The organism is Micromonospora sp. NPDC023869, from assembly GCF_055559695.1.
Map to the genome: position 1 here is coordinate 40,368 of NZ_JBVHKD010000005.1, position 25,890 is coordinate 66,257.

General features: G+C 73.4%; 21 protein-coding genes. 16 read left to right on the forward strand and 5 right to left on the reverse strand.

From position 1 onward, the window contains the following. The first annotated feature begins 12 nt into the window (after positions 1 to 12). Positions 13 to 972, forward strand: a complete 960-nt coding sequence (locus ACZ31C_RS16285; protein WP_465795983.1) for an electron transfer flavoprotein subunit alpha/FixB family protein — start codon at positions 13 to 15, stop codon at positions 970 to 972. A gap of 101 nt (positions 973 to 1,073) precedes the next feature. On the opposite strand, the gene ACZ31C_RS16290 is transcribed toward ACZ31C_RS16285, so the two are convergent. Then, positions 1,074 to 1,868, reverse strand: coding sequence for an anti-sigma factor (locus ACZ31C_RS16290; RefSeq protein ID WP_465795984.1), 795 nt, complete (start codon positions 1,866 to 1,868; stop codon positions 1,074 to 1,076). Beyond that, positions 1,822 to 2,424: an RNA polymerase sigma factor gene (locus ACZ31C_RS16295; RefSeq protein ID WP_465796235.1), complete on the reverse strand. Its 603-nt coding sequence runs from the start codon at positions 2,422 to 2,424 to the stop codon at positions 1,822 to 1,824. Before ACZ31C_RS16295 ends, ACZ31C_RS16290 begins: the two co-directional genes overlap by 47 nt. Before the next feature lie 229 nt (positions 2,425 to 2,653). Between ACZ31C_RS16295 and ACZ31C_RS16300 the strand changes: the two genes are divergently transcribed. The 14 genes from ACZ31C_RS16300 to ACZ31C_RS16365 all read left to right on the forward strand — a co-directional run bounded on the left by ACZ31C_RS16300 (position 2,654) and on the right by ACZ31C_RS16365 (position 21,402). Then, positions 2,654 to 3,484, forward strand: a complete 831-nt coding sequence (locus tag ACZ31C_RS16300) for a DUF4397 domain-containing protein (RefSeq protein WP_465795985.1) — start codon at positions 2,654 to 2,656, stop codon at positions 3,482 to 3,484. Continuing rightward, positions 3,481 to 4,131, forward strand: coding sequence for a class F sortase (locus ACZ31C_RS16305; RefSeq protein ID WP_465795986.1), 651 nt, complete (start codon positions 3,481 to 3,483; stop codon positions 4,129 to 4,131). The genes ACZ31C_RS16300 and ACZ31C_RS16305 overlap by 4 nt, the downstream gene beginning before the upstream one ends. A gap of 49 nt (positions 4,132 to 4,180) precedes the next feature. Beyond that, the gene (locus tag ACZ31C_RS16310) at positions 4,181 to 5,356 is read left to right on the forward strand and encodes a cysteine desulfurase family protein (RefSeq protein WP_465795987.1); all 1,176 of its coding nucleotides are present in this window, start codon (positions 4,181 to 4,183) and stop codon (positions 5,354 to 5,356) included. A 126-nt stretch (positions 5,357 to 5,482) separates the two neighbouring features. Beyond that, the gene (gene mnmA, locus ACZ31C_RS16315) at positions 5,483 to 6,556 is read left to right on the forward strand and encodes a tRNA 2-thiouridine(34) synthase MnmA (RefSeq protein WP_465795988.1); all 1,074 of its coding nucleotides are present in this window, start codon (positions 5,483 to 5,485) and stop codon (positions 6,554 to 6,556) included. A gap of 16 nt (positions 6,557 to 6,572) precedes the next feature. Then, the gene (locus tag ACZ31C_RS16320) at positions 6,573 to 7,574 is read left to right on the forward strand and encodes a methionine synthase (RefSeq protein WP_465795989.1); all 1,002 of its coding nucleotides are present in this window, start codon (positions 6,573 to 6,575) and stop codon (positions 7,572 to 7,574) included. A 35-nt stretch (positions 7,575 to 7,609) separates the two neighbouring features. Beyond that, complete coding sequence (locus ACZ31C_RS16325; RefSeq protein ID WP_465795990.1) at positions 7,610 to 7,987, forward strand: VOC family protein; 378 nt, start codon at positions 7,610 to 7,612, stop codon at positions 7,985 to 7,987. A gap of 27 nt (positions 7,988 to 8,014) precedes the next feature. After that, complete coding sequence (locus ACZ31C_RS16330) at positions 8,015 to 9,031, forward strand: ADP-ribosylglycohydrolase family protein (RefSeq protein WP_465795991.1); 1,017 nt, start codon at positions 8,015 to 8,017, stop codon at positions 9,029 to 9,031. Between the two features lie 148 nt (positions 9,032 to 9,179). Further along, positions 9,180 to 11,315 carry an NAD-dependent DNA ligase LigA gene (ligA, locus tag ACZ31C_RS16335; RefSeq protein WP_465795992.1) on the forward strand — a complete coding sequence of 712 codons (2,136 nt, stop codon included), beginning with the start codon at positions 9,180 to 9,182 and terminating at the stop codon, positions 11,313 to 11,315. 155 nt (positions 11,316 to 11,470) lie between these two features. Continuing rightward, on the forward strand, positions 11,471 to 13,960 hold the full coding sequence (locus ACZ31C_RS16340; protein WP_465795993.1) for a putative bifunctional diguanylate cyclase/phosphodiesterase: 2,490 nt from the start codon (positions 11,471 to 11,473) through the stop codon (positions 13,958 to 13,960). A 189-nt stretch (positions 13,961 to 14,149) separates the two neighbouring features. Beyond that, a complete protein-coding gene (gene gatC, locus ACZ31C_RS16345; RefSeq protein ID WP_350693519.1) occupies positions 14,150 to 14,455 on the forward strand; it encodes an Asp-tRNA(Asn)/Glu-tRNA(Gln) amidotransferase subunit GatC in 306 nt (101 codons plus the stop codon). Between the two features lie 73 nt (positions 14,456 to 14,528). Further along, entirely contained in the window at positions 14,529 to 16,004 is a 1,476-nt protein-coding gene (gene gatA, locus ACZ31C_RS16350) for an Asp-tRNA(Asn)/Glu-tRNA(Gln) amidotransferase subunit GatA (protein WP_465795994.1), read from the forward strand. A 165-nt stretch (positions 16,005 to 16,169) separates the two neighbouring features. Beyond that, positions 16,170 to 17,327, forward strand: a complete 1,158-nt coding sequence (locus ACZ31C_RS16355) for a putative Ig domain-containing protein (RefSeq protein ID WP_465795995.1) — start codon at positions 16,170 to 16,172, stop codon at positions 17,325 to 17,327. Positions 17,328 to 17,424: 97 nt separating this feature from the next. Continuing rightward, on the forward strand, positions 17,425 to 18,918 hold the full coding sequence (gene gatB / locus ACZ31C_RS16360; RefSeq protein ID WP_465795996.1) for an Asp-tRNA(Asn)/Glu-tRNA(Gln) amidotransferase subunit GatB: 1,494 nt from the start codon (positions 17,425 to 17,427) through the stop codon (positions 18,916 to 18,918). A 126-nt stretch (positions 18,919 to 19,044) separates the two neighbouring features. Beyond that, the gene (locus ACZ31C_RS16365; RefSeq protein WP_465795997.1) at positions 19,045 to 21,402 is read left to right on the forward strand and encodes a transketolase-like TK C-terminal-containing protein; all 2,358 of its coding nucleotides are present in this window, start codon (positions 19,045 to 19,047) and stop codon (positions 21,400 to 21,402) included. 93 nt (positions 21,403 to 21,495) lie between these two features. On the opposite strand, the gene ACZ31C_RS16370 is transcribed toward ACZ31C_RS16365, so the two are convergent. Both ACZ31C_RS16370 and ACZ31C_RS16375 read right to left on the reverse strand, forming a co-directional pair. Then, complete coding sequence (locus tag ACZ31C_RS16370) at positions 21,496 to 23,088, reverse strand: metallophosphoesterase family protein (protein WP_465795998.1); 1,593 nt, start codon at positions 23,086 to 23,088, stop codon at positions 21,496 to 21,498. 66 nt (positions 23,089 to 23,154) lie between these two features. Continuing rightward, entirely contained in the window at positions 23,155 to 24,318 is a 1,164-nt protein-coding gene (locus ACZ31C_RS16375) for a PQQ-dependent sugar dehydrogenase (RefSeq protein ID WP_465795999.1), read from the reverse strand. A 94-nt stretch (positions 24,319 to 24,412) separates the two neighbouring features. Here ACZ31C_RS16375 and ACZ31C_RS16380 point away from each other — a divergent pair, with 94 nt between their 5' ends. Next, positions 24,413 to 25,339, forward strand: a complete 927-nt coding sequence (locus ACZ31C_RS16380; RefSeq protein ID WP_465796000.1) for a 2-hydroxyacid dehydrogenase — start codon at positions 24,413 to 24,415, stop codon at positions 25,337 to 25,339. On the opposite strand, the gene ACZ31C_RS16385 is transcribed toward ACZ31C_RS16380, so the two are convergent. Beyond that, complete coding sequence (locus tag ACZ31C_RS16385) at positions 25,333 to 25,710, reverse strand: PH domain-containing protein (RefSeq protein ID WP_350693533.1); 378 nt, start codon at positions 25,708 to 25,710, stop codon at positions 25,333 to 25,335. The two genes, ACZ31C_RS16380 and ACZ31C_RS16385, sit on opposite strands and share 7 nt — an antisense overlap. Positions 25,711 to 25,890 lie beyond the last annotated feature (180 nt).

Consider the following 25,890-nt stretch of genomic DNA (forward strand, 5'->3'; position numbering starts at 1 on the left):
GGGGTGTGGGACATGTCTGAGGTTCTCGTCGTCGTCGAAGCCACTCGGGAGTTCGGCGTCAAGAAGGTCACCCTGGAGATGCTCACCCTCGCGCGCGAGCTGGGCACTCCGGCGGCGGTGGTGCTCGGCGGCGCCGGCGCCGCCGACGCGCTCGCCGGCAAGCTGGGCGAGTACGGCGCGGAGAAGATCTATGCCGCCGAGGGTGAGGAGATCGACGGCTACCTGGTGGCGCCCAAGGCCACCGTGGTCGCCGACCTGGTCAAGCGGGTGCAGCCGGCCGCCGTCCTGCTCGCCTCCTCGCAGGAGGGCAAGGAGATCGCCGCCCGGCTGGCGGTCAAGCTGGACAACGGCATCCTGGCCGACGTGGTGGCCCTGGCCGCCGACGGCACCGCCACCCAGGTGGCCTTCGCCGGCTCGACCGTGGTCACCTCCAAGGTGACCCGTGGCCTGCCGCTGGTCACCGTCCGGCCGAACTCGGTCACCCCGGCCCCGGCCGCCGCCACCCCGGCGGTGGAGCAGCTCACGGTCACCGTCGGCGACACCGACAAGCTGGCCAGGGTCGTGGAGCGGGTGGCCGAGCAGAAGGGCTCGCGCCCCGAGCTCACCGAGGCCGGTGTGGTGGTCTCCGGCGGTCGTGGGGTCGGCAACGCCGACAACTTCGCGCTGGTCGAGGAGTTGGCCGACCTGCTCGGCGGCGCGGTCGGCGCCTCCCGGGCCGCCGTCGACTCCGGGTACTACCCGCACCAGTTCCAGATCGGTCAGACCGGCAAGACCGTCGCGCCGCAGCTCTATGTGGCGCTCGGCATCTCCGGTGCGATCCAGCACCGGGCCGGCATGCAGACCTCGAAGACGATCGTCGCGGTCAACAAGGACGGCGAGGCGCCGATCTTCGAGCTGGCCGACTTCGGCGTGGTCGGCGACCTGTTCAAGATCGTCCCGCAGGCCGCCGAGGAGATCCGCAAGCGCAAGTGAGGCGTGATCGCGAAGCCGCCGCCCGGAACACCGGGCGGCGGCTTCGTCGTCTGCGCCGAGGGAGCTGATCGGCGGGCCGGGGAGCTGAACCGGCCCGCCGATCAGCCCGTCAAGGAGCCCCTCAACAGGCTGTCCCCGGAGTGGGCGGTGTCGTTGTCGTACTGCTCGGCGGAGACGTCGACAACAGAGTACTGCCCGAGGTCGACGTTGGGCGGGAGCGGCAGCAGCACCTCGCTACCGGTGCCGAGCACGCCGATCGAGAACATCTCCATGGTGTTCGGGTTGATGAGCCAGACCTCGTAGTACCCCGGCACGGCCGGGAGATTCGCGACATGCAGATGAAGCTCGCCGCTGTCGAGCACCCGCGCGTCCCCCCGGGCCTGTGCCGGCGTGCCGCCGTACGCGTCGAGCCGGGCGCTGGCCACCACCGTCTGGGCCGGCGCCGGGTCGGTCGAGCCCCCACCCAGCACGACCGCGGTGCCTACCACCCCGACGGCGGCGGCGGCCACCGCCGTGGTCACGGTCGCCAGCCAGCGCGGCACCCGGCCACGCCGGCCCCGTGCCGCCGGGCCCCCGCCGCTGACCGCCGGCCCGCCGGTGGCCACCGGCGTGTCGCCGGTACGCGGACCGGGCGCTCGTCGCCGAGCGTCGGCGGTCAGCCCGGGCAGGTCCTGCGCGGCCCGGATCTCGGACGTGATGCCCTGCCAGAGGTGCTCCGGCGGATCGGGCAGGTCGCGCAGCCCTTGCGTGGCGGCACCGAGACCGGCGACGTGCCGCAGGTTCTCCACCTCGTCACGACAGTGCGGGCAGCCGTCGAGGTGGGTGCGGTCGACCTCCTCCGCCTCGCTCTCACCGAGTGCCAGAAAGACCAGCCGGTCGTGCTCCAGGTGCGGCACCGTCCACCTCCCATCTGCGCTTCAGACTTGCCATGCCGCGTCGGATGTGACTCTTGACGGTACCCAGCGGCACCCCGGTCACCGCCGCGATCTGCTGATGGGTCAGATCGTCGAAGAAGGCCAGCTCCAACATGCGTCGCTGGTCGGCGGGGAGTCGCGCGAGTTCGTCGGCGACCACCAGCCGGTCGACCACGACGTCCGGGTCCACGCCGGGCGCGACCGGCTCGGGCAGTTGGCGGACCGCCTCGGTCACCCGGTTGTCCCGGCTGACCGACCGCAGCCGGTCCACCACCTTGCGCCGGGCGATCCCGAGCAACCAGCCGACCAACGAGCCCCGGGCGGGATCGAAGGTGTCCCGGCCGAGCCAGGCGGCGACGAAGGTGGCCTGGGTGACGTCCTCCGCGTCGCTGCGGTTGACCAGGGTGCTGGTGGCCAGATGGAACACGGCACGGCCGTAGCGGTCGTACGCCTCGCGTAATGCCAGTTCGTCGCCGTGGCGGAACCGGTCGGCGAGGTCGTCCTCGGGTGTCCCCGGCTCGTGCCGGGCCCCGGTCACGGGACAGGTCGCCTGGTTGGGGGCATGCCCGACTGTAGCTCTCACCGGCGCCGTCCCCTCTGTCAGCCCAGCGGCTCCTCGATGTCTCTTCGTCCGGGACCACCCCGCCGGATGCGCTTGCGAGGAAGAAAAGAAAGTCGATTTCCGGCGCATCCAGGCGGCGACGAACCGGCGTAACTCGGGATGTCAGCAACACCAACGAACCAGTACGAACCATCAGGAGGCAGACATGCAGCTCGCGTACCTTCGTCGGGTCGCGGCAGGCGGCGCGGTCGCCGCGCTGACCTTCGTCGCCGCCGGCGTCGCCACCGCCACCCCGGCCTACGCCGCCACCTCGAAGGTCTCCGTCGTGCACGGCATCCCGGACACCCCGGTCGACGTGTACGTCAACGGCGAGAAGACGCTCGAGGGATTCAAGCCCGGTGACGTGGCGGGTCCGCTGGACCTGGCCGAGGGGCGGTACGACATCGCGCTGACCAAGCCGGGCGAGCCGATCGGGCAGGCCATCCTCACCGTGGACGACGCCGAGGTGCCGGGCGGGGCGAACCTCAGCCTCGCCGCCCACCTCGACGCCGAGGGCAAGCCGAAGATCACGCCGTTCGTCGACGACACCGCCAAGGTGGACGCCGGCAAGGCCCGGCTGATCGTCCGGCACACCGCCGCCGCCCCGGCGGTGGATGTCCGCGCCGGTGGCACGCCGGTCTTCGAGGACCTGACCAACCCGAACGAGGCCAAGGGCGACGTGGACGCGGGCAGCGTCTCGGCGGACGTGGTGCTCGCCGGCACCGACACGGTGGTGATCGGACCCGCCGACCTGAACCTGCGGGAGGGGACCGCGACGATCGTCTACGCCATCGGTTCCGCCGAGGCCGAGAACCTGGACATCGTGGCGCAGACCATCACCGGGCTGCACTCGGCGCCCTCCGGCGTGCCCAGCGGCACCGGCGGCGAGGCGGGCACCGGGCTGACCACCGGCTGGTACGTCCTGGCCGGTGCCGGGGTGCTGCTGCTCCTGCTGGGCGGGGTCCGGGTGGCCCGTACCGTCCCGGGTCGCCGGTGAGCGTCGTCAACCGTGCGGCGCTGGCGGCACTCGCCGCCGGCGCCGCCGCGCTCACCGTGGCCGGGGCGGTGGCGGTCGCCTCCCGCCCGTCCGGCAGTGTCGGCGCCGAGCAGGCCGTCGCACTGGCCAGCCCGACCCCGTCGACCGTGGGCCCGAGCGTGGCGGTACGCCCCGGCGGGCTGCCCGACGCGGCGACCCCGGTGCCCCCGGTACGCCTGCGCATCCCCGCCATCGAGGTCGTGGCGCGGGTCGACCCGGTCGGGGTGGACGCGCGCAGCGGCGAGTTCGACGTACCGCCCAGCGTGGACCGGATCGGCTGGTACCGCTTCGGTCCCGGGCTGGAGGCCGACGCCGGTTCGGTGGTGATCGCCGGGCACGTCGACAGCGCGGAGCAGGGCCGGGGCGCCTTCTGGCGTCTGCGGGAGCTGACGCCGGGCGACACCCTCGCGGTCACCGGCGCGGACGGCACGCCACGCGACTACCGGGTCGTCGCCCGGGAGGAGTACGACAAGACGAAGATCCCGCTGGAGCGGTACTTCGCCCGCGACGGCCGGCCCCGGCTGACGCTGATCACGTGCGGGGGACCGTTCGACGCCCAGGCCCGCAGGTATCGCGACAACATCGTGGTGACGGCGGTTCCGGCGTGAGCACTCCGGCCTGCCGTCCAAGCGGGCGCGGTCGTTAGGCTGAGCCGTGATGGCTTACCTGGATCATGCCGCGACCACTCCGATGCTCGGCGAGGCACTGGAGGCGTACGTCGCGACCGCCCGCGAGGTCGGCAACGCGTCCTCCCTGCACGCGTCCGGCCGGCGCGCCCGGCGGCGGGTCGAGGAGTCGCGGGAACGGGTGGCCGCCGCGCTGGGCGCCCGGCCGTCCGAGGTGATCTTCACCGGCGGCGGTACGGAGAGCGACAACCTCGCGGTCAAGGGCATCTTCTGGGCGCGCCGGGACGCCGACGCCGGGCGGATCCGGGTGGTCTCCAGCGCCGTCGAGCACCACGCGGTGCTCGACGCGGTGGACTGGCTGGGCGCGCACGAGGGTGCCGAGGTGGGCTCGTTGCCGGTCGACGGCACCGGTCGGCTGCACTCCGAGGCGCTGCGCGCCGAGTTGGCCGCGCACGGCGATCGGGTGGCCCTGGTCACCGCGATGTGGGCGAACAACGAGGTCGGCACCGTCCAGCGGGTCGGCGAGCTGGCCGCGGTTGCCGCGGAGTACGGCGTCCCGTTCCACACCGACGCGATCCAGGCGGTCGGCCAGGTGCCGGTCGACTTCGCCGCCAGCGGCGCCGCCGCGCTCACCGTGACCGGCCACAAGCTCGGCGGCCCGGTCGGCATCGGCGCGCTGCTGCTGGGTCGGGACGTCGCGGCGGTGCCGCTGTTGCACGGCGGCGGCCAGGAGCGCGACGTGCGGTCGGGCACGCTGGACACCGCCGGCATCGTCGCCTTCGCGGTCGCCGTCGAGGCGGCGGTCAAGGGCCAGCAGGAGTACGCCACCCGGGTCGCCGCACTCCGTGACGACCTGGTCCACCGGGTCCGGCAGGCGGTGCCCGAGGTGGTCTTCAACGGCGACCCGACGGACCGGCTCCCCGGCAACGCGCACTTCTCCTTCCCCGGCTGTGAGGGCGACGCGCTGCTGCTCCTGCTGGACGCCCAGGGCATCGCCTGCTCGACCGGTTCGGCGTGCTCCGCCGGGGTGGCGCAGCCCTCGCACGTCCTGCTCGCGATGGGCGCCGACGACGACCGGGCACGCTCCTCGCTGCGCTTCTCGCTCGGCCACACCAGCACCGCCGGTGAGGTCGACGCGCTCATCGCCGCCCTGCCGACGGCCGTCGACCGGGCCCGGCGGGCGGCGGCACTGCGGACGCCGCGCTGAGGCAGGGCCGACACCCCACGGTGGGACCAGGTGACGCCCGGCTTCGACGCCGGACCGGGGGAGGACCGGGGCGACCGTCGCCCGGCGGCGCGGAGATAGGCTCGGTGGGAAGGGAGCGTGGTCCGGGTGAGGGTGTTGGCGGCGATGTCCGGCGGCGTGGATTCCGCCGTGGCGGCGGCGCGGGCGGTGCAGGCCGGTCACGACGTCACCGGCGTGCACCTGGCGCTGGCCCGCAACCCGCAGACCTACCGCACCGGAGCGCGGGGCTGTTGCACCCTGGAGGACTCCCGGGACGCCCGCCGCGCCGCCGACGTGCTGGGCATCCCGTTCTACGTGTGGGACATGGCCGACCGCTTCCACGAAGACGTGGTCGACGACTTCGTGGCCGAGTACGCCGCCGGGCGTACCCCCAACCCGTGCCTGCGCTGCAACGAGAAGATCAAGTTCGCGGCGGTGCTGGACCGCGCGGTGGCCCTGGGCTTCGACGCCGTGGTCACCGGCCACCACGCCCGACTCGGCGCGGACGGGCTGCTGCGGCGCAGCGTCGACCTGGCCAAGGACCAGTCGTACGTGCTGGCCGTGCTCACCCGCGCGCAGTTGGACCGTTCGATCTTCCCGCTCGGTGACTCGACGAAGGCGCAGGTCCGGCAGGAGGCCGCCGACCGGGGCCTGGCGGTGGCCGACAAGCCCGACTCGCACGACATCTGCTTCATCGCCGACGGCGACACCCGGGGCTTTCTGGCCCAGCGGCTCGGCGAGACGCCCGGCGACGTGGTCGACGCCAGCACCGGCGCGGTGGTGGGCACGCACGCCGGTGCCTACGCGTACACCGTGGGCCAGCGGCGTGGCCTGCACCTGGACCGCCCGGCCCCGGACGGCCGACCCCGGTACGTGCTCTCCATCACGCCGACGACCAACACGGTGACCGTCGGGCCGGCCGAGGCGCTGGAGGTGGCCGAGGTGCGGGCCATCCGCCCGGTCTGGACCGGTGGCCCACACCCCGACGGCCCCATCGAGTGCGAGGTGCAGTTGCGGGCGCACGGTCTCGTGGTGCCGGCCGAGGTCACCGTGGACAGCGACGCGTTCCGTGCCGACCTGCGGCAGCCGGTCCGGGGAGTCGCCGCCGGCCAGGCGGTCGTCGCGTACCGCCCCGATCCGGCCGGTGACATCGTGCTCGGCTCCGCCACGATCACCGACTGACCGGTACCCTTCGGCCGTGAGTGATCAGGTTTGGCCCTGGCCTGCGGGCGCGGCGACCGGCATCGGATCGCTGCCCGGCACCGACATCGCCGAGGCGCAGCGGATCGTCCTCGGTGAGTTGCCCGCCCTGCCCCACCTGCCGGAGCTGCCGGCCCGTGGCCCGGGCGCGGACATGATCGGGCGCGGTGCCGGCCTGCTGGTCGAGCTGCCGGTGGAGCTGTACGCGGCGCGCTGGCGGGTCGCCCTGCGCCCCGGCCGGGACCTGCGCCGCGCCCGGGACCTGATGGAACGCGACCTCGACCAGCTCGCCGAGCAGGCCGAGGAGTACGCCGGTCCGATCAAGGTGCAGGCACCCGGTCCGTTCACCCTCGCCGCCTCGGTCGAGCTGCCGGTCGGCGGCCGGATGGTGCGCGACCCCGGTGCGGTACGCGACCTGACCGAATCGCTCGCCGAGGGGCTGCGCGCGCACGTGGCGGCGGTGGCCCGCCGGGTACCCCGGGCAACCGTCCTGCTTCAGGTGGACGAACCGTCGCTGCCGGCGGTGCTGGCCGGCCGGGTGCCCACCGAGAGCGGCTTCGGCACGTACCGGGCGGTGCAGCCGGAGGACGCGCGGGCGTTGCTGGGCGCGGTGGTGGAGGCGGTCGGCGTACCGACCGTGGTGCACTGCTGCGCCCCGGACGTCCCGCTGGAGCTGATCCGCTCCACCGGCGCGGTCGGTGTCGCCCTCGACCTGGACCTGGTCACCGACCTGGACCCGCTGGGCGAGGCGATCGACGCCGGGCTGGGCCTGTTCGCCGGGGCCGCGCCGAGCACCGCCCCGGCCGGTCGCGCACCGACATCGGCCCAGGTCGCCGACCGGGTCCGCACCATCTGGGACCGGCTCGGCTTCCCGCGTCGCCGGCTCGCCGAGCAGGTGGTGGTCACCCCCGCCTGCGGTCTGGCCGGCGCCACCCCGGCATACGTCCGCGCGGTGCTGTCCGCCTGCCGCGACGCGGGGCGGCGGATCGCCGAGGAGTGAGGTGTCGGCGCGGCGGGCGTGGCAGCATGCCGGGCATGATCGGACGACTGCGTACCACCGTGATCGATTGCCCCGACCCGCGCGCCCTGGCCGCCTTCTACGCCGAACTGCTCGGCCTGCCGCTGATCGAGGAGGACAGCGACGGTGACGAGTGGGTGGTGCTCGGCGGGCATCCCGGCCACCAGCCCCGGATCGCCTTCCAGCAGGCACCCGACCTGCGTCCGCCCAACTGGCCCGACCCGGAACGGCCACAACAGTTACACCTCGATGTGACCGTCGACGACATCGAGGTCGCTGAGCGGGCCGTGCTGGCTTTGGGCGCGCGGCGGCTGCCGGATGAGGGGGAGGGCGAGGGCTCCCGGGTCTACGCCGACCCGGCCGGGCACCCGTTCTGCCTCTGCTGGGAGACCTGACCGTCGCGCCGGCCCATCCGAGCGGGCATGATCGCCACCATGATCAGTCCTGTGCGCGGGTGGGCCGCCGGCTCGCTCCTCGGACTCGCCTACGGTGACGCCCTGGGCAAGCCCACCGAGTTCCTCACCGTGGCCGAGATCGACCGGCGGTACGGCCCGACCGGACCCCGGGACCTGGTCGGTGATCCGGCGTTGGTCACCGACGACACCCAGATGGCGCTCGCGGTCGGCTGGGCGCTGCACGACGCGCCCGCGTACACGGCCGAGATCGTCGAGCCGTTGCTGCGGCAGCGCTTCCTGGCCTGGGCGGCCAGCCCGGACAACAACCGCGCGCCCGGGATGACCTGCCTGCGGGCCTGTGCCGAGCTGTCCCGTGGGCTGCCCTGGCAGCAGGCCAGTCAGGTCGAGTCGAAGGGCTGCGGGGCGAACATGCGGGTCACCCCGGTCGGGCTGCTCGACGTCGACCTCGACACCGCCGCCGGACTGGCCCAGCTCCAGGCGGGGCTGACGCACGGGCACCCGACCGGCCTGGCGGCCAGCGAACTGACCGCGTACGCGGTGCGGCTGCTGGTCGACGGCGCGGCGCCGGCCGAGCTTCCCGGCCGGCTCACCGCGCGGGCCCACGAGCAGCGCGAGGTCTACCGGGGCGACTGGCTCGGTGACCTGTGGCAGCGCGCGGGCGCGGGGTCGCCCGCCGAGTTCATCGCCCTGGGCTGGGACGAGTGCCTGCGGGTGCTGGCCCGGCTCGACGCGGCGCTCGCCGGCCCCGACGACGGCGGCGACCCGTGCCGGTGGACCGGTGAGGGCTGGATCGCCGAGGAGGCGTTGGCGACCGCGCTGTACTGCGCCGTCCGGCACGCCGACGACCCGGTGGGCGCACTGGCCCGGGGTGCCCGGACCGCCGGTGACTCCGACTCGATCGCCGCGCTCGCCGGGGCCTTCGTCGGCGCCGCCGTGGGCGCCACCGCCTGGCCCGCCGACTGGGCCGGTCGCATCGAGTACGCCGACCAACTCGCCGCCCTCGCCGCGACCTGGCAGCGCTGACCGCCGCCCGGCAGCGCGCACCGCTGGTCGAACACGCGCCGCCCTCCGGCGGGGAGAGGCGCTGACCGGCGGGAAGCGGTGGGGTTGTCGGCGAACTGTCCGACCCGCCGGATACCGTGCCGGGGTACCCATCACAGGAGGTCGCGGGGTGTCCGAGGAAGCCATCGGCGAGCAGGTCAGCGCGGCGCAGGAGGCGGCGGCCGGCGCCGAGCCCACCCCGCAGGCCCGGGAACGGCACGCCACGCTGAGCCAGGAGTTGACCGAGCACCAGTACCGCTACTACGTGCTCGACGCGCCGACCGTCTCGGACGCCGAGTTCGACCGGATGCTGCGGGAGCTTGAGGCGCTGGAGGAGGAGTTCCCGGCGCTGCGCACCCCGGACTCGCCGACCCAGCGGGTCGGCGGCACCTTCTCCACCGACTTCGCCCCGGTCGCGCACGCCGAACGGATGATGTCGCTGGACAACGCGTTCGCCGACGAGGAGCTGGCGGCGTGGGCCGAGCGGGTCGAGCGGGACGCGGGCGGCCCGGTGCCCTACCTGTGCGAGCTGAAGGTCGACGGGCTGGCGATCAACCTCACCTACGAGTCGGGTCGACTGGTCCGGGCGGCGACCCGGGGCGACGGCCGCACCGGTGAGGACGTCACCGCCAACGTGCGCAGCATCCGGGACGTGCCCGGCCGGCTGACCGACTCGGCGGAGTTCGGCCCGGTCCCCGAGCTGATCGAGGTGCGCGGCGAGATCTACTTCCCGGTCGCCGCCTTCGCCGACCTCAACGCGGGCCTGGTCGAGCAGGGCAAGGCACCGTTCGCCAACCCACGCAACGCCGCCGCCGGCAGCCTGCGGCAGAAGGACCCACGGATCACCGCGTCCCGACCGCTGCGTCTGGTGGTGCACGGCATCGGTGCCCGGCGCGGCTTCCAGCCGGCCACCCAGTCCGAGTCGTACTCGGCGTTGCGAGCCTGGGGGCTGCCCACCAGCGACCGCTGGCGGGTGGTGTCCGACCTGGCCGGCGTCCGGGACTACATCGCGCACTACGCCGCACACCGGCACGACGTGGAGCACGAGATCGACGGCGTGGTGGTCAAGGTCGACCCGGTGCCGATCCAGGGCCGGCTCGGCTCGACCAGCCGGGCACCCCGCTGGGCGATCGCCTTCAAATATCCACCCGAGGAGGTCAACACCACCCTGCTCGACATCGAGGTCGAGGTGGGACGGACCGGTCGGGTCACGCCCCGGGCGCTGCTCCAGCCGGTGAAGGTGGCCGGGTCCACCGTCGCGTACGCGACCCTGCACAACGCGCGCGAGGTGGAGCGCAAGGGGGTGCTCATCGGCGACACGGTGGTCATCCGCAAGGCCGGTGACGTGATTCCCGAGGTGCTCGGCCCGGTGGTCGAGCTGCGTCCGCCCGACGCCCGGGCGTTCGTCATGCCCACCGTCTGCCCGGCCTGCGGCACCCCGCTCGCCCCGGCGAAGGAGGGCGACGTCGACATCCGCTGCCCCAACTCGCGCAGTTGCCCGGCGCAGTTGCGCGAGCGGGTCTATCACCTGGCCGGGCGCAAGGTGTTCGACATCGAGGCGCTCGGCTACAAGAGCGCCGCCGCATTGCTCGACGCGCAGGTCATCACCGACGAGGGCGACCTGTTCTCACTCGACGCCGACGCGTTGGCCACCTCGCCGTTCTTCGTCAACAAGGACGGCAGCCTCGGCAGCAACGCCGTCAAGCTGCTCGACAATCTCGCCGTCGCCAAGGAACGCGAGCTGTGGCGGGTGCTGGTGGCCCTCTCCATCCGGCACGTCGGGCCGACCGCCGCGCAGGCGCTCGCCCGACACTTCCGGTCGATCGAGGCGATCGACGCCGCGTCCGAGGAGGAGCTGTCCTCCGTCGACGGTGTCGGGCCGACCATCGCGGTGAGCATCCGGGAGTGGCTCGCCGTCGACTGGCACCGCGAGGTGATCCGCAAGTGGGCCGACGCGGGCGTCCGGATGGCCGAGGAGGCGCAGGGGGAGGGGCCGCGTCCGCTGGAGGGGGTGACGGTGGTGGTCACCGGCACCCTGGCCGGCTACTCGCGGGACCAGGCCGCCGAGGCGATCCAGTCCCGGGGCGGCAAGGTCAGCGGCTCGGTGTCGAAGAAGACCGGCTTCGTGGTGGTCGGCGACAATCCCGGGTCCAAGGCGGACAAGGCGGCCGGGCTGAAGGTGCCGATCCTCGACGAGGAGGGCTTCCAGGTGCTGCTCGACTCCGGCGCGGAGGCGGCCCGGGTGGTGGCCCGCGTCGAGGAGTGAGGCACTTGCCGATCTTGCGGGGACTCGCCCGGATACCAACTTAATTACGACTACGACCGATTCGTGGCTGTCGTACCTGGTTTCCGGTCGTCGGGGGCGTTTCATTAGGACACGGCGCGTGAACCCACGCGTCGCGTCCTGTAGCGGGAGGTGTGATGGAGCCGCCCGATCCGCGCAACCTCGTCCCGCCCGGGCGTACCGCGCCGTTCTCGGTCTTCGTCGGCCTCGTGCTGGTCCTGGCCGTGCTGCTCTCCGTCGGGCCGCTGGTCTCGTTCGCCGGAACGCTGCCGGACCTGCCGGCGGCGTTCTGGACGATGGCCCTGCTCGCCGTCGCCTGCGACGCACGCCCGTTCCTGCCGCCCGGCCGGCGGCCCTCCTCGTCCGCGGTCTTCCCGTCGACCTGCTTCATCTTCGCGATCCTGCTCGGCTGGGGTCTCGGCCCGGCGGTCGCGGTGCAGGCGGTCGCCGTGCTGGTCTCCGGGGCCCGGATGCGGCACGCCCCCTGGCGGGTCGCGTTCAACGCCGGGCAGTACGCCTGCTCGCTGGCCGCCGCGTACGCCGTCACCCGGCTCGGGCCCGGCGGCATCTTCGACGGCGGCGGTCTGGGATGGACCGACATCGCCGCGATCGGCGGTGCCGGGGTGGCCTGGTTCGTGGTGAACTACGGGCTGGTCACCACGGCCGTCCGGCTGCGCTTCGGCGAACGGTGGTGGCCCAACGCCCGCCACGGACTGCCGTTCGAGCTGCTCTCCACCGGGTCCCTGCTGCTGCTCGCCCCGGTGCTGGTCACCGCCGCCCGGGCCAGTGCCGCGCTGGTGCCGCTGGTGCTGGTGCCGCTGTTCGCGGTCTACCGGATGGCCCGGCTCACCGTGGAGCAGCATCAGCTCGCCGCCCTCGACCCGCTGACCGGGCTGCCCAATCGCAAGGCGCTGCTCAGCGAGGTCAATGAGCAGGTGCACCGGCACGCCGAGCGCGCCGCACGCGGTGCACCCGGCGCCCGCCTGGCCCTGCTCCTGATCGACCTGGACCGTTTCAAGAACGTCAACGACGCCCTCGGGCACGCCGTCGGCGACCGGCTGCTGGTCGAGGTGAGCGCCCGACTGACCGACGTGGTGCCGGCGTCGGACCTGGTGGTCCGCCTCGGCGGCGACGAGTTCGCCATCGTGATGACCGGGGTGGACGACGTCACCCAGGCCCGCGCCCTGGCCGACCAGGTGGTGCGCGTCCTCGCCGAGCCGGTGCCGCTGGACGGGCTGCCGCTGGACGTCGGCGGCTCGATCGGCATCGCGCTGTACCCGGAGCACGGCGAGGACTTCGCCACCCTGATGCGCCACGCCGACGTGGCCATGTACGACGCCAAGCACCGCAACGACACGGTCGCCGTCTACACCGCGGAGTCCGACCACAACTCCGCCGAGCGCCTGGGCCTGCTGGCCGACCTGCGCCGGGTGCTGGACGCGGGCGCGACGGGCCGCCCCGCCCTGCCCGACGCCCCGGGTGACGCGCCCGTGGCGCCGGACGGCGTGCGGGACGGGGACGCCGCGCCCGTGGCGCGGGACGGGGACGCCGCGCCGGTGGTGCGGGGCGGGGACGGGGCGGCGTTGACCACCTCGGTGGTGCGGCAGCCCAGCGGTGGCCGGTGGTTCCGCCGTCGTCACCGGCCGCCGGTGGTCGCGTCGGACGACGAGCTGATCGCCCGGATCGTCACCGGTGCCGACCCGATCCTGCGCCGTACCGCCCGGCCCGCCGACCCGGCGGCGGTCCCCGGTGAGCCGTGGTCCGGACCGGTCGGCGCCCACCGGCCGGGGGACGAGGGCACGCCCTCCGTCGGTGCCGCGTTCGGCGGTGACCCGGCCGGGGACGCGGGCGAGATCACGATGTACTACCAACCGCAGATCGCCATCGCCACCGGCGAGGTGGTCGGGGTCGAGGCGCTGCTGCGGTGGCGGCACCCGCGCCGGGGCATGGTCGACCCGGAGGAACTGATCCGGGTCGCCGAACAGAGCGCCGTGATGCGCCTGCTCACCCGTCGGGTGGTGGACGACGTGGTCGAACAGTTGGCCAAGTGGTCGGCGGCCGGTCTGGGCCTGCGGGCGGCGCTCAACGTCAGCGTGCGGGACCTGCACACCGGCGAGATCGCCGACCAGATCGCGGACCGGTTGACCCGCTACGGCGTGGCGCCGGACCGGCTGCAACTGGAGATCACCGAGGGCGCGTTGATGGCCGACCCGCGCCGGGTGCTGACCACCATCACCCGATTGCACCGGATCGGGGTCGGCATCGCGCTCGACGACTTCGGCACCGGCTACTCGTCGCTGCAACACCTGCGCCGGCTGCCGCTGTCGGAGGTGAAGGTCGACCGGTCCTTCGTGCTCGGGATGACCGAGGACTCCGACGACGCGGCGATCGTCCGGTCGACGATCGAGCTGGGCAAGGCGCTCGGGTTGCGGGTGGTCGCCGAGGGCGTGGAGGACGAGAAGACCTGGCGGATGCTGCACGCGGCCGGATGCGACGCCGCGCAGGGCTGGTTCTACGCACGGCCGATGCCGGCCGAGGAACTGGTCGCCTGGCTCGGCCGGTACCGACCGGTACGCCCGCTCGGCGGCCACGACGAGCCGGACGTACCCCGCCGCAGCCCTCGGTGACCCGCGGCCGGGCCGCCGTGACGCCGCCCGCCCGCCCAGGTCTCTGTTCGGCGGGAGCCGGACGCCCCCGGGGAGCCGGGGGCGGCGGGCCGGGCGCGGAACAATAGACTCGCTCCGGTCACCGCGCGTCGCGTCGCACGCCGCGCGGTGGGCGTACGCAGACGCAGGACAGCCACGAAGGGGGCACCGATGGCCGCCATCTCCCGCGAGGAGGTCGCGCACCTGGCGCGACTGTCGCGGCTCGCCGTGACGGAGGAGGAGCTGGACACCTTCGCCGGCCAGCTCGACGTGATCCTCCAGGCGGTCGCCCAGGTGGGCGAGGTCGCCGCCGCCGACATCCCGCCGACCTCGCACTCGGTGCCGTTGACCAACGTGCTCCGCGAGGACGTCGTGACGCCGGGCCTGACCCCCGAGGAGGCGCTGTCCGGCGCGCCCGACGCCGAGGAGCAGCGGTTCCGCGTTCCGCGGATCCTGGACGAGGATGTGGCATCGTGAGCGAGCTTCAGCGAGCGGACAATCAACTCAGCGTGGTGCCTCATGACGCCACGCAGCGGAGCGGAGTGGCGTCATGAGCGACCTGACCAGACTCACCGCCACCGAGATCGCCGGGTTGGTCGCCTCCGGTGAGACCTCGGCGGTCGAGGTGACCCAGGCACACCTGGACCGGATCGCCGCGGTCGACGACCGGGTGCACGCCTTCCTGCACGTCGACACCGAGGGCGCGCTCGCCGCCGCCCGCGAGGTGGACGCCCGGCGGGCCGCCGGAGCGGAGCTGGGCCCGCTGGCCGGAGTGCCGGTCGCGGTCAAGGACGTGCTGACCACCCGGGGCGTGCCGACCACCGTCGGCTCGAAGATCCTGGAGGGCTGGCGTCCGCCGTACGACTCGACGATCGTGCAGCGGCTGCGCGCCGCCGGCACGGTGATGCTCGGCAAGACCAACATGGACGAGTTCGCCATGGGCTCCTCCACGGAGTACTCGGCGTACGGGCCGACCCGCAACCCGTGGGACACCGAGCGCATCCCGGGCGGCTCCGGCGGGGGCAGCGCGGCGGCGCTGGCCGCGTACGAGGCGCCGCTGGCGATCGGCTCGGACACCGGCGGCTCGATCCGCCAGCCGGGCGCGGTCACCGGCACCGTCGGCGCGAAGCCGACCTACGGCGGCACCTCCCGGTACGGCCTGGTGGCCTTCTCCTCCTCGCTGGACACGCCCGGCCCGTGCGCGCGTACGGTGCTGGACGCCGCGCTGCTGCATGAGGCGATCGCCGGCCACGACCCGCGTGACTCCACCTCCATCCCGGCCCCGGTGCCGGACGTGGTGGCCGCCGCGAAGCTCGGCGCGACCGGCGACCTGACCGGGGTCCGCCTCGGCATCGTCTCCGAGTTCGTCGGCGAGGGCGCCGAGCCGGGCGTGATGACCGCCTTCAACGAGGCCGTCGACGCGCTGACCAAGCTGGGCGCGGAGATCGTCGAGGTGTCCTGCCCGAACTTCGCGTACGCGCTGCCGGCCTACTACCTGATCGCCCCGAGCGAGTGCTCCTCCAACCTGGCCCGCTTCGACGGGGTGCGCTTCGGTCTGCGCATCGGCGACGACGGCAACCGGTCGCTGGAGGAGGTCATGTCGCTGACTCGGGAGACTGGCTTCGGCCCCGAGGTCAAACGGCGGATCATGCTCGGCACGTACGCGTTGTCGTCGGGCTACTACGACGCGTACTACGGGCAGGCGCAGAAGGTCCGTACGCTGATCACCCGCGACTTCACCGCCGCGTTCGAGCGGGTCGACGCGCTGATCTCGCCGACCACGCCGTTCGTGGCGTTCCCGCTGGGCGCGCGCACCTCCGACCCGTACCAGATGTACCTGGCCGACCTCTTCACCATCCCGACCAACCTGTACGGCGGTCCGGGCATCTCGGTGCCGTGCGGTCTCTCCGACGGGCTGCCGGTCGGGTTGCAGGTGATGGCTCCGACGATGGCCGACGACCGGATGTACCGGGTGGCCGCCGCGCTGGAGAGCGCGGTCGGCACCCTCACGCCGCCGACGCTGTGACGCCGTGCGGGGCGGTTCCGCACCGCCCCGCCGGGCGTCGCCCGGCCCATCCGGTGACACGAGGTCACCGTTCGGACTCATAACGCGTGGTGACGTGCGCGGGTTGGATAGAGTCCGAGCCGCTGGCGAAACGCAAGCATGGGCTTCTAGCCGACTGGAACTGCGATGAAGACGCTGCGGCCGATCACGATTGTCTCGGTGCTCACGATGCTGCTGATCGGCGTCGCCGCGCCCGCTGCCGCAGAACCGGCCGCCGTCGATCCGGTGATCGTGGATCCGGCGGTCGTCACCATCACCGTCACCTCCGCCCCGCCGCCGTCCGGGGTGACCGCCTACGAGCCGTACCCGGGTCACACCTTCACCGCCACCGGTGACGACGAGATCCGGTTCGCGCTGGTCGCCGGTGCGATCCCGCCCGGCCTGGCGCTCTCCTCGTCCGGCACCCTGACCGGGACGCCCACCGTCGCCGGCCGCTTCGCCTTCACCGTCCGGGCCACCGGCTCGCCGAGCGGGGAGACCGCCGACCACCAGGTGACCGTGGTGGTGGTGCAGCCGGTCGTCACCGTGACGTCGCCCGAGCCGGTCTCGCCCTGGTACGTCGGGCAGGTCTATCCGACACACCGGTTCACCGTCTCGGGCGGCACCGCCCCGCACACCGTCTCGCTGGGGTCGGGTGCGCTGCCGCCGGGTCTGTCGCTCACCTCGGCGGGTGTCCTCGCGGGTTCGCCGAGCCAGGCCGGGCGTTACCGCTTCAGGTTGCTGGTGACCGACGCGAACGGCTTCCAGGGGCAGCAGGACGTCACGCTGGTGATCGCCACGCCGGCCGCCGTCATCACCTCGGCCGCGCCGCCGCGCGGTACGGCCGGGCAGACGTACTCGTTCCGGTTCACCGCCGACGGCGACTCCGACATCCGGTTCGGGCTGGCCGCCGGGGCGCTGCCGGACGGGCTCGTGCTCGACCCGGACGGCGCGCTCAGCGGCACCCCGACCGTCGCCGGCACCTTCGACTTCACGGTCCGCGCCACCGGCACCGCCACCAGCGACACCGAGGAGGTGTCGCTGGTCGTCTACCCCGACCCGACGGCCACCCCGTCGGCCTCGCCGACCCCGACCGCGCAGCCGACCGCGTACCCGACTCCGTCGCAGAGCCCGACGCCGACCGCCGCCGCGCCGTCGCCGTCCCGGACGACCGGGGCCTGGCTGCCGGTCACCGGGTCGAACTCGACCCTGGTGCTGATGCTCCTCGGTGTCGTGGCGTTCAGCATCGGCGGCATCCTGCTGGTGGTGGCGTACCGCCGTCGGCAGGGGTTCACCGCGGTGTGACGCCCGACCGAGACCAGGCGGGCGGAGCGGCTAGGCTGGGCGGCGTTGTGTCCGGATGCCGGCGCGGGCCGGCTACCGCCCGAAAGCTGGAGTTCTCATGACCACGACGCTGCCCGCGTACGACGAGGTCGTCGCGCGATTCGAGCCGGTGATCGGCCTGGAGACCCACGTCGAGCTGGGCACGAACACGAAGATGTTCTGCGGTTGCCCGACCGACTTCGGCGGCGAGCCGAACACCCGGGTCTGCCCGGTCTGCCTGGGCCTGCCCGGCTCGCTGCCGGTGGCCAACAAGGCGGCCATCGAGGCGACCATCCGGATCGGCCTGGCGCTGAACTGCTCCATCGCGCAGTGGTGCCGGTTCGCCCGGAAGAACTACTTCTACCCCGACATGCCGAAGAACTTCCAGATCAGCCAGTACGACGAACCGCTCTGCGTGGACGGCTACCTGGACGTCGAGGTGAACGGCGAGACGGTGCGGATCGGCATCGAGCGGGTGCACCTGGAGGAGGACACCGGCAAGACGCTGCACGTCGGCGGCGCCACCGGCCGGATCCACGGCGCGACCGAGTCGCTCGTCGACTACAACCGGGCCGGCATTCCGCTGGTGGAGATCGTGACCAAGCCGATCCCCGGCACCGGCGGGCTCGCCCCCGAGGTGGCCCGGGCGTACGTCACCGAGCTGCGCGACGTGCTCCGCTCGCTCGGCGTCTCCGACGTGCGGATGGAGGAGGGTTCGCTGCGGTGTGACGTGAACACGTCGCTGAACCTGCCCGGCGAGGAGTGGGGCACCCGCACCGAGACCAAGAACGTCAACTCGCTGCGCTCGGTCGAGCGGGCGGTGCGTTCGGAGATGCTGCGGCAGGCGTCGGTGCTGGACGCGGGCGGACGGATCACCCAGGAGACCCGGCACTTCCACGAGGACACCGGCGACACCACGCCCGGCCGGTCCAAGGAGACCGCCACCGACTACCGCTACTTCCCCGAGCCGGACCTGGTGCCGCTCGCGCCGGACACCGCGTGGGTGGCCGAGCTGAAGGCGGCCCTGCCGGAGCTGCCCCGGCTGCACCGGCGTCGGCTCCAGCAGGCGTGGGGGCTCTCCGAGGCGGACATGCAGTCGGTGCTCAACGCCGGTGCGGTGGAGCTGATCGAGGCCACCGTCGCCGCCGGCGCCACCCCGGCCGCAGCCCGCAAGTGGTGGCTGGGCGAGCTGTCCCGGCGGGCCAACGAGACCGGCGTGGAACTGGCCGACGTGGGCGCCACCCCGGCACAGGTCGCCGAGCTCCAGGGGCTGGTCGACGCCGGCAAGCTCAACGACAAGCTGGCCCGTACGGTGCTGGAGGGCGTGGTCGCGGGCGAGGGTTCGCCCACCGAGATCATGGCCAACCGGAACCTGGAGGTCGTCTCCGACACCGGTGCGTTGACCGCCGCGGTAGACGAGGCGATCGCCGCCAACCCCGACATCGCCGACAAGGTGCGCAGCGGCAAGGTCGCCGCAGCCGGCGCGCTGGTCGGCGCGGTCATGAAGACCACGCGCGGGCAGGCCGACGCCAAGACCGTCCGCGAGCTGATCCTGGAGCGCCTCGGCGCCTGAGGTGTAAGGAAGGGACCCTTCTTATCGTCTGGTGTATAGGAAGGGTCCCTTCCTTGCATCCGCACCACCACCCCCCGTCCCCCGACCGGGCGTCAACGACGACGCGCCGGACCCCTGGAGCGCACCGTGAAACAGCACGACATCGACGTCCTCGACGACATCCAGCGCCGGGTGCTCTGGCTCGCCACCCGGATCGTGGACGCGGCCAACCACGACCGCAGCACCGGGGACGGGGTGAAGGCCGGCGGGCACCAGGCGTCCAGCGCCTCGCTGGTCAGCGTGATGACCGCGTTGTGGTTCGCGCACCTCGACGCCGAGGACCGGGTCGCGGTCAAGCCGCACGCCTCGCCGGTGTTCCACGCCGTCCAGTACCTGCTCGGCAACCTGGACCGGTCGTACCTGACCACGTTGCGCTCCCGGGGCGGACTCCAGTCGTACCCGTCGCGGACCAAGGACCCGGACGGCGTGGACTTCTCCACCGGCTCGGTGGGCCTGGGCGCCGCCGCGCCGCTATTCGCGGCGGTGACCCGGCGGTACGTCGACGCGCACTTCGGCGCGCGTCCGCACTCCCGGTTCGTGGCGCTGATCGGTGACGCGGAACTGGACGAGGGCAACATCTGGGAGGCGGTCGCCGATCCGGCCACCACCGGACTCGGCAACGTCATGTGGGTGGTCGACTTCAACCGGCAGTCGCTGGACCGGGTCGTCCCCGGCGTCCGCATCGACCAGTGGCGGGGCCAGTTCGAGGCGGCCGGATGGCACGTGGTCGAGGTCAAGTACGGTCGCCGGCTCGCCGAGGCGTACCAGCGGCCGGGCGGCGCGGCGTTGCGCGACTGGATCGACGCGATGCCGAACGAGCAGTACCAGTCGCTGTTCGGGCTGACCGGGCCGGCGCTGCGCGAGCAGTTCCTGGACGGTGCGCCCGACGGCATCGCCGCGTTCATCGCCGACATCACCGACGAGGACCTCGGCCCGCTCGTCACCGACCTGGGCGGGCACGACCTGGCGGCGCTGCTCGACGCGTACGCCCAGTGCGACGCGGTGACCGACCGGCCGAGCGTGGTGTTCGCGTACACGGTCAAGGGGTGGGGTCTGCCGATCGCCGGTAACCCGCGCAACCACTCGGCGTTGCTCTCCGGTGAGCAGGTCGACGCGCTGCGGGCCGGGCACGACCTGACCCGGGACACCGAGTGGGACCGCCTCGACCCGGCGTCCCCGGCCGGCATCCGGGCCGGGCAGCGTCGGGAGTCGCTGTCCCGTGCGCCCCGCGAGCGTGCGCTCGGGGTCACCGTCCCGCAGGCCACGAACGTACGCGCCAACAAGCCGATCTCCACCCAGGAGGCCTTCGGTCGGGTCCTGGTCGACCTGGCCCGTGATCAGCAGGTGGGGAAGTACCTGGTCACCACCGCGCCGGACGTGGCCACCTCGACCAACCTGGCCGGGTTCATCAACCGGACCGGGGTGTTCGCCCCGACCGCCCAGCGCTCCTGGTCGTCGGAGACGATGCTGCGTTGGACGGAGAGCCCCGAGGGGCAGCACATCGAGCTGGGCATCTCCGAGATGAACCTGTTCCTGCTGCTCGGCCAGCTCGGGCTGTCGTGGGACCTGTCCGGCCAGCCGTTGCTGCCGGTGGGCACCGTCTACGACCCGTTCGTGCTGCGCGGGCTGGACGCGTTCCTCTACGGCACGTACTCCGGTTCCCGGTTCGTGGTGGCCGGCACCCCGTCCGGCATCACCCTCGCCCCGGAGGGCGGCGCGCACCAGTCGACCATCACCGCCAGCGTGGGGTTGGAACTGCCCGGCGTGACCTTCGTCGAGCCCGCGTACGCGGTCGGCCTGGACTGGCTGCTCTGCGACGCGCTCGGGCACATCGCGGGTGCCCCGCAGCCGGTGCCGACGGCCGCGCCGGCCGAGGACGGGGCGTACTACTTCCGGCTGAGCACCCGCCCGTTGGACCAGGCGCCGTTCGAGGCGGCCCGGGCCCGTCTCGGGGACGCGGTGCTGCGCCGGCAGGTGCTGGCCGGAGCGTACCGGCTGGTCGACGCGCACCAGGCGTACCCGCACCTGGCCGACGCGCCGACGGTGCAACTGGCCGCCTCGGGCGCGGTCCTGCCCGAGGTGCTCGCCGCCGCGGCGGAACTGGCCGACGAGGGCGTCGCCGCGCACGTGGTAGACGTGACCAGCCTGGACCGCCTCTACCGCGCGTGGCAGCGCACCCTGCGGCAGGGCGTACGCACCGCCACCGTGCCCAGCGTCCCGGGCGCGCTGCGGTCCGCCTTCGCCGACCGGGTGCCGGTGGTCAGCGTGCACGACGCCGCCTCGCACGCGATGGCATGGCTCGGGTCGGCGGTCGGTGCGGCGGCGGTGCCGCTCGGCGTGGACGAGTTCGGCCAGTCCGGCAGCGTCGCCGAGCTGTACGAGCTGCACGACCTGCTGCCGGGCAGCATCGTCAACGCCGCCCTGGCCGCTCTCGCCCTGCGCTGACCCAGCCGGCGACAGGCGTCAAGATCACGCTCGATCCCGGATCGAGTGGCATCGGGGGCGGAGGAGGCCACTGGATCCAGGATCGAGCGGGGCTCAGCGGGTCGGTGTCGGGGTGGGAGTGATCGGCGGGGTCAGCAGCGGCGTCGGCGGCTGGACCACAGTGCGCTCCAGGTTCACCTGCGCCTGCCCGGTGCCGCCCACGGTGATGTCGTCGTACGCCTGGAGCTGCTTGTCCTGGTCGAAGTAGAGGACGGTCATCGCCAGCGGGGTCGGCTCCTCGCCCTCCAGGCCGCGCAGCCCGGCCCCGCCGGTGGAGCCCTGCACCATCAGCGTGGTCGGCTGCTCGCCCGGCACCTCCGGCAGCGTGTTCACCCGCCGGTCGTGGGTGTGTCCGGCGAGCACCAGCGGGCAGGTGCCGGAGATCGGGCCGGCGGAGGCCGGGTCGTGCACCAGCGCGATGTTCACCGGCCGGGGGGAGCTGCGGATCGTGGCGGCGAGCTTGTCCCCGGTGGCGATCAGCTCGTCGGCGGTGGGCTGGTTGAGCCCACCGCTCGCCGGTGAGGTGCTCTTGTCCGGGGTGAAGCGCGGGTCGCCGATGCCGGCGATGGTCAGCCCGGCGACGGTGGCGGTGGTGTTGTCCAGCACGATCGCGTTCGGCTGCCGGGCCACCGCCGCAGCGGTACGCGGCGAGTCGTGGTTGCCCCGGATGTAGACGTACGGCTTCTCCAGCAGGCTGATCGAACCGACGTAGGAGGCCTCCGGCTCGCTGCCCCAGTCGGTGATGTCGCCGGTGTCGATCACCACGTCGATGCCGAACTGCTCGGTCACCGTGCGGATGAGCTGCCAGGCGGCCGGGTTGAGGTGCATGTCGGAGATGTGCAGCACCCGGGTGGTGCCGGGCTCCGGCTCGTACACCGGCAGGGCCGACACGGTGGTGTAGAGCTGGGTGACGTTGCCGATGAGCCGCTGGAGCTGTTCGGCGTACCGGCCGTAGTCGTTGGCGATCTTGCGTACGTCACCGACAATCGCCGGGGCGTTGACCAGCAGCCCCTCGTACGTGGGCTCCTCGATCGCCTGCGGTCGGACGGTGGCGGCGGCGGTGCCCAGGCTGCCCGCACTGATCGCCAGCGCCAGCGCGCCGGCCCAGGCCGCCCGTCGGGTGTCCCGGAACGCCAGCAGCGCCAGCACCAGCGTGGCCAGCACGGTCGCGCCGACGGTCCGCAGCCCGAGCCGCAGCACACCCTCCTGCACGTCGTCGACGGCCGACTGGGTGGCCCGGTTGATGCTCGCCGGGTCGTCGATCAGGGCCTCGGTGCGGCCCTGGTCCAGCGCGCCCAGCTCCACGGTCAGCCGGGTCGGCCCGTCGTGGCTGTCCAGGAGCAGCGCGCCCAGCGGCGGGATGTCGACGGTGGTGCTGCCGTTGACCGCCGGTGAAACGGACAGTCGGGCCTGGAAGGGCCCGATGTCGGTGCTGACGTGCCCGCCGGCGAGCACCCCGAGCAGCACCCCGGTCAGTGTGACGACCAGCAGCGCCAGTCCGGCACCCAACCGGCGCAGCCCGCTGCGCCGCCCGGCGCGGGGCGGACCGGCGGCGGCGCGCCGTAGCGAGACGAAGCGACGCGGGCGACCGGTCGGGTCGTCCCCGTTCCGATCGCGGTGCGGCTTCTCGTTCTCGTGATCGTCCATGCTGAGATTCTGACCTGCCCGCCTGAGGATCTTGGCAAACCCGAGGTGCTGCGTGTCGAGAATGCCTCAGCTTCGCCCAGCGCCGCCACCTGCGAAAACAAGCCGCAACAAGCGATCATCCTCTGGTGCGGGTCGGCCGCGTCCGTCGTGGTTGGAAGTGCCCACCCAGAATGAGCCGTCCGGCGCGGCGGCGATCGCCCGCAGTCGCCCGTACTCCTCGGTCAGCAGCGCCTGCGGCTGCCCGAGGACGGTGCCGGTGTCGGTCAGCTCGACCAGCCAGAGGCGCTGCCCGCGCAGACAGGCGGTGGCCAGCAGCCGCTCACCGGCGGCTAGGCCGGAGCAGGACGCCTCGTCGGTCGACCACTGCACGATCGGGTCCACGTAATCCTTGTCGCCGCCGCGTCCCTCGACCTCGGGCCAGCCGTAGTTCTTGCCCTTGGTCACCTGGTTGATCTCGTCCCAGGTGTTCTGGCCGAACTCCACCGCGTACATCCGGTCGCCGGCCCAGGTGATGCCCTGCACGTTGCGGTGGCCGAGGGACCAGACCGGGGAGTTCGGGAAGGGGTTGCCGGGCGCGGGCTCGCCCTCGGTGGTGATCCGCAGGATCTTGCCGCCGAGCTTCTTGGCGTCCTGCGACTGCGCGGTGTCCCCGGCGTCGCCGGTGCTGGCATAGAGCTGCCCGTCCGGGCCGAACGCCAGGCCGCCGCCGTTGTGGATGCCTGCCTTGGGGATGCCGGTGAGGATCGGGGTGGGTTTCTCGCCCAGCCGCATCCGGGCGATCCGGTTGTCCTCCTCGGCGGTGTAGTAGACGAAGACCGTGCGGTCCTGCGCGAACTCCGGCGACACGGCGATGCCCAGCAGGCCGCCCTCGCCGGAGGCGACCACGTCGTCGACGGTCTGCCGCTCGGTGATCCGTAGGCCGTCCGGGCTCGACTCCGGGCCGACCTGGACGATCCGGCCGCTGTCGCGTTCGGTGACCAGCGCCCCGCCGTCGGGCAGGAAGGCGATGCCCCACGGCACCCGCAGGCCCTGGGCCAGCACGGTGGCCACCACCTCCTGGCCGCCGCCGGCGGCGCTGGCCGACGGGGTCGGCAGGTTCGGCGGCTCGCCGGCCGGGTCCGGTTCGGGCTCGCCGAGACTGCACCCGGTGGCCGCGAGCAGCAGCGTCGTGCAGGAGGCCGCGAGGAACCCGCGGACCCGACGGGCCGGAGAGTACGGGGGAGCGCTCACCCGCCCGAGCCTAGCCCGCCGTGTCGGTCGGCGTGGAGGTCGGCGGACCCCCGCCCCGGTGGCGGTACGGACGACGGGTCTATCGTCGGCTGGCGTGAAGGTATGGATCCCGCACGACTCCGGTCACGCCCTGCTCGGCGAGCTGCCGCCGCAGATCACCGTCGAGACGATGGAGGACCCGGCGAGACCGCCCTCGTCGGTGGCCGGGGTCCGGTTCTGGGTGCCGCCCTTCCTCGCCACCCGGAAGATCGTTCCGTTCGCGCACGAGCTGCCGGACCTGGCGGTGGTGCAGTTGCTCTCCGCCGGTGCGGACGCCTGGGCCGGCCGGGTGCCGGACGGGGTGATGCTCTGCGACGCCCGGGGTGTGCACGACCCGTCCACCGCCGAGTGGGTGGTGACCGCGATCCTGTCCCGACTGCGGGCCTTCCCGGAGATGATCCGCGCCCAGGCCGAGCGGCGGTGGGCGTACGACGAGGTGGCGCCCACCGACGAGTTGGCCGGCAAGCGGGTCCTCATCGTCGGTGCCGGGTCGATCGGCACCGCCGTGCGGGACCGGCTCGCGCCGTTCGAGGTGGAGTTCACCCTGGTCGCCCGGACGGCCCGCGCCGAGCAGGGGGTGCACGGCGTCGACGAGCTACCCGGGCTGCTGCCGCACGCCGACGTGGTGGTGCTGCTGGTGCCGCTGACCGATCGGACCCGGGGCCTGGTCGACGAGAAGTTCCTGGCCGCGATGCCGGACGGCGCGCTGCTGGTGAACGCCGCCCGAGGGCCGGTGGCCCGCACCGACGCCCTGCTGGCCGAGCTGTCCACCGGCCGGATCTCCGCCGCGCTGGACGTCACCGACCCGGAGCCGCTGCCCGCCGACCACCCGCTCTGGAAGTTGCCCAACGTGCTGATCACCCCGCACGTGGCCGGTTCGGTGCGCGGGCTGCTGCCCCGGGCCTACCGGCTGGTCGGCGAGCAGATCCGCCGGTTCGCCGCCGGTGAGCGGCCGGAGAACGTGGTGGTCGACGGCTACTGAGCCGTCTCGGGTTCGCCCCGGCCGGCCGCCGCCACCAGGCGGGGCAGGTCCTCGCGGCGTACGGCGGGCAGCAGGAGCTGCTCACCGTCGTCGAGCCGGGCGACCGCCCGGCCCCGGGGGTCGGCGCCCAGCTCGGCCACCTGGTCCCAGGGGATCCGTCGCTGACCGGCCAGCGCGCGCAGGCGCAGCCCGCCCAGATCGGCGTCGGTGCCGGCCCGCCACGCCCAGACCGCCACCGCCAGCGGCACCAGCAACACCGGCAGCAGATAGGCGCGGGCGCCGGCCAGTGGCAGGGCGCCGATGGTGGCGACGATCGCCGCCACCAGGATGGCCTGGTTGTGCCGGAATCGGGTGGTGTCGGAGCGAGCCATGTCCCGATGATTGCACCAGGCCGGACGCCGCCCGCAGCGGGCCGTCCCCGAAGCCGGAGCACGTGACCGGACTCACTGTCGACTGGCCGTCACTCCCGGCGAGCTGGCTCGTTCATCGATGTTGGGCGGTGGACTTCACCTGTCGCCGCCCACGCACCGCCGCACCGCCCCAGTGCCCCC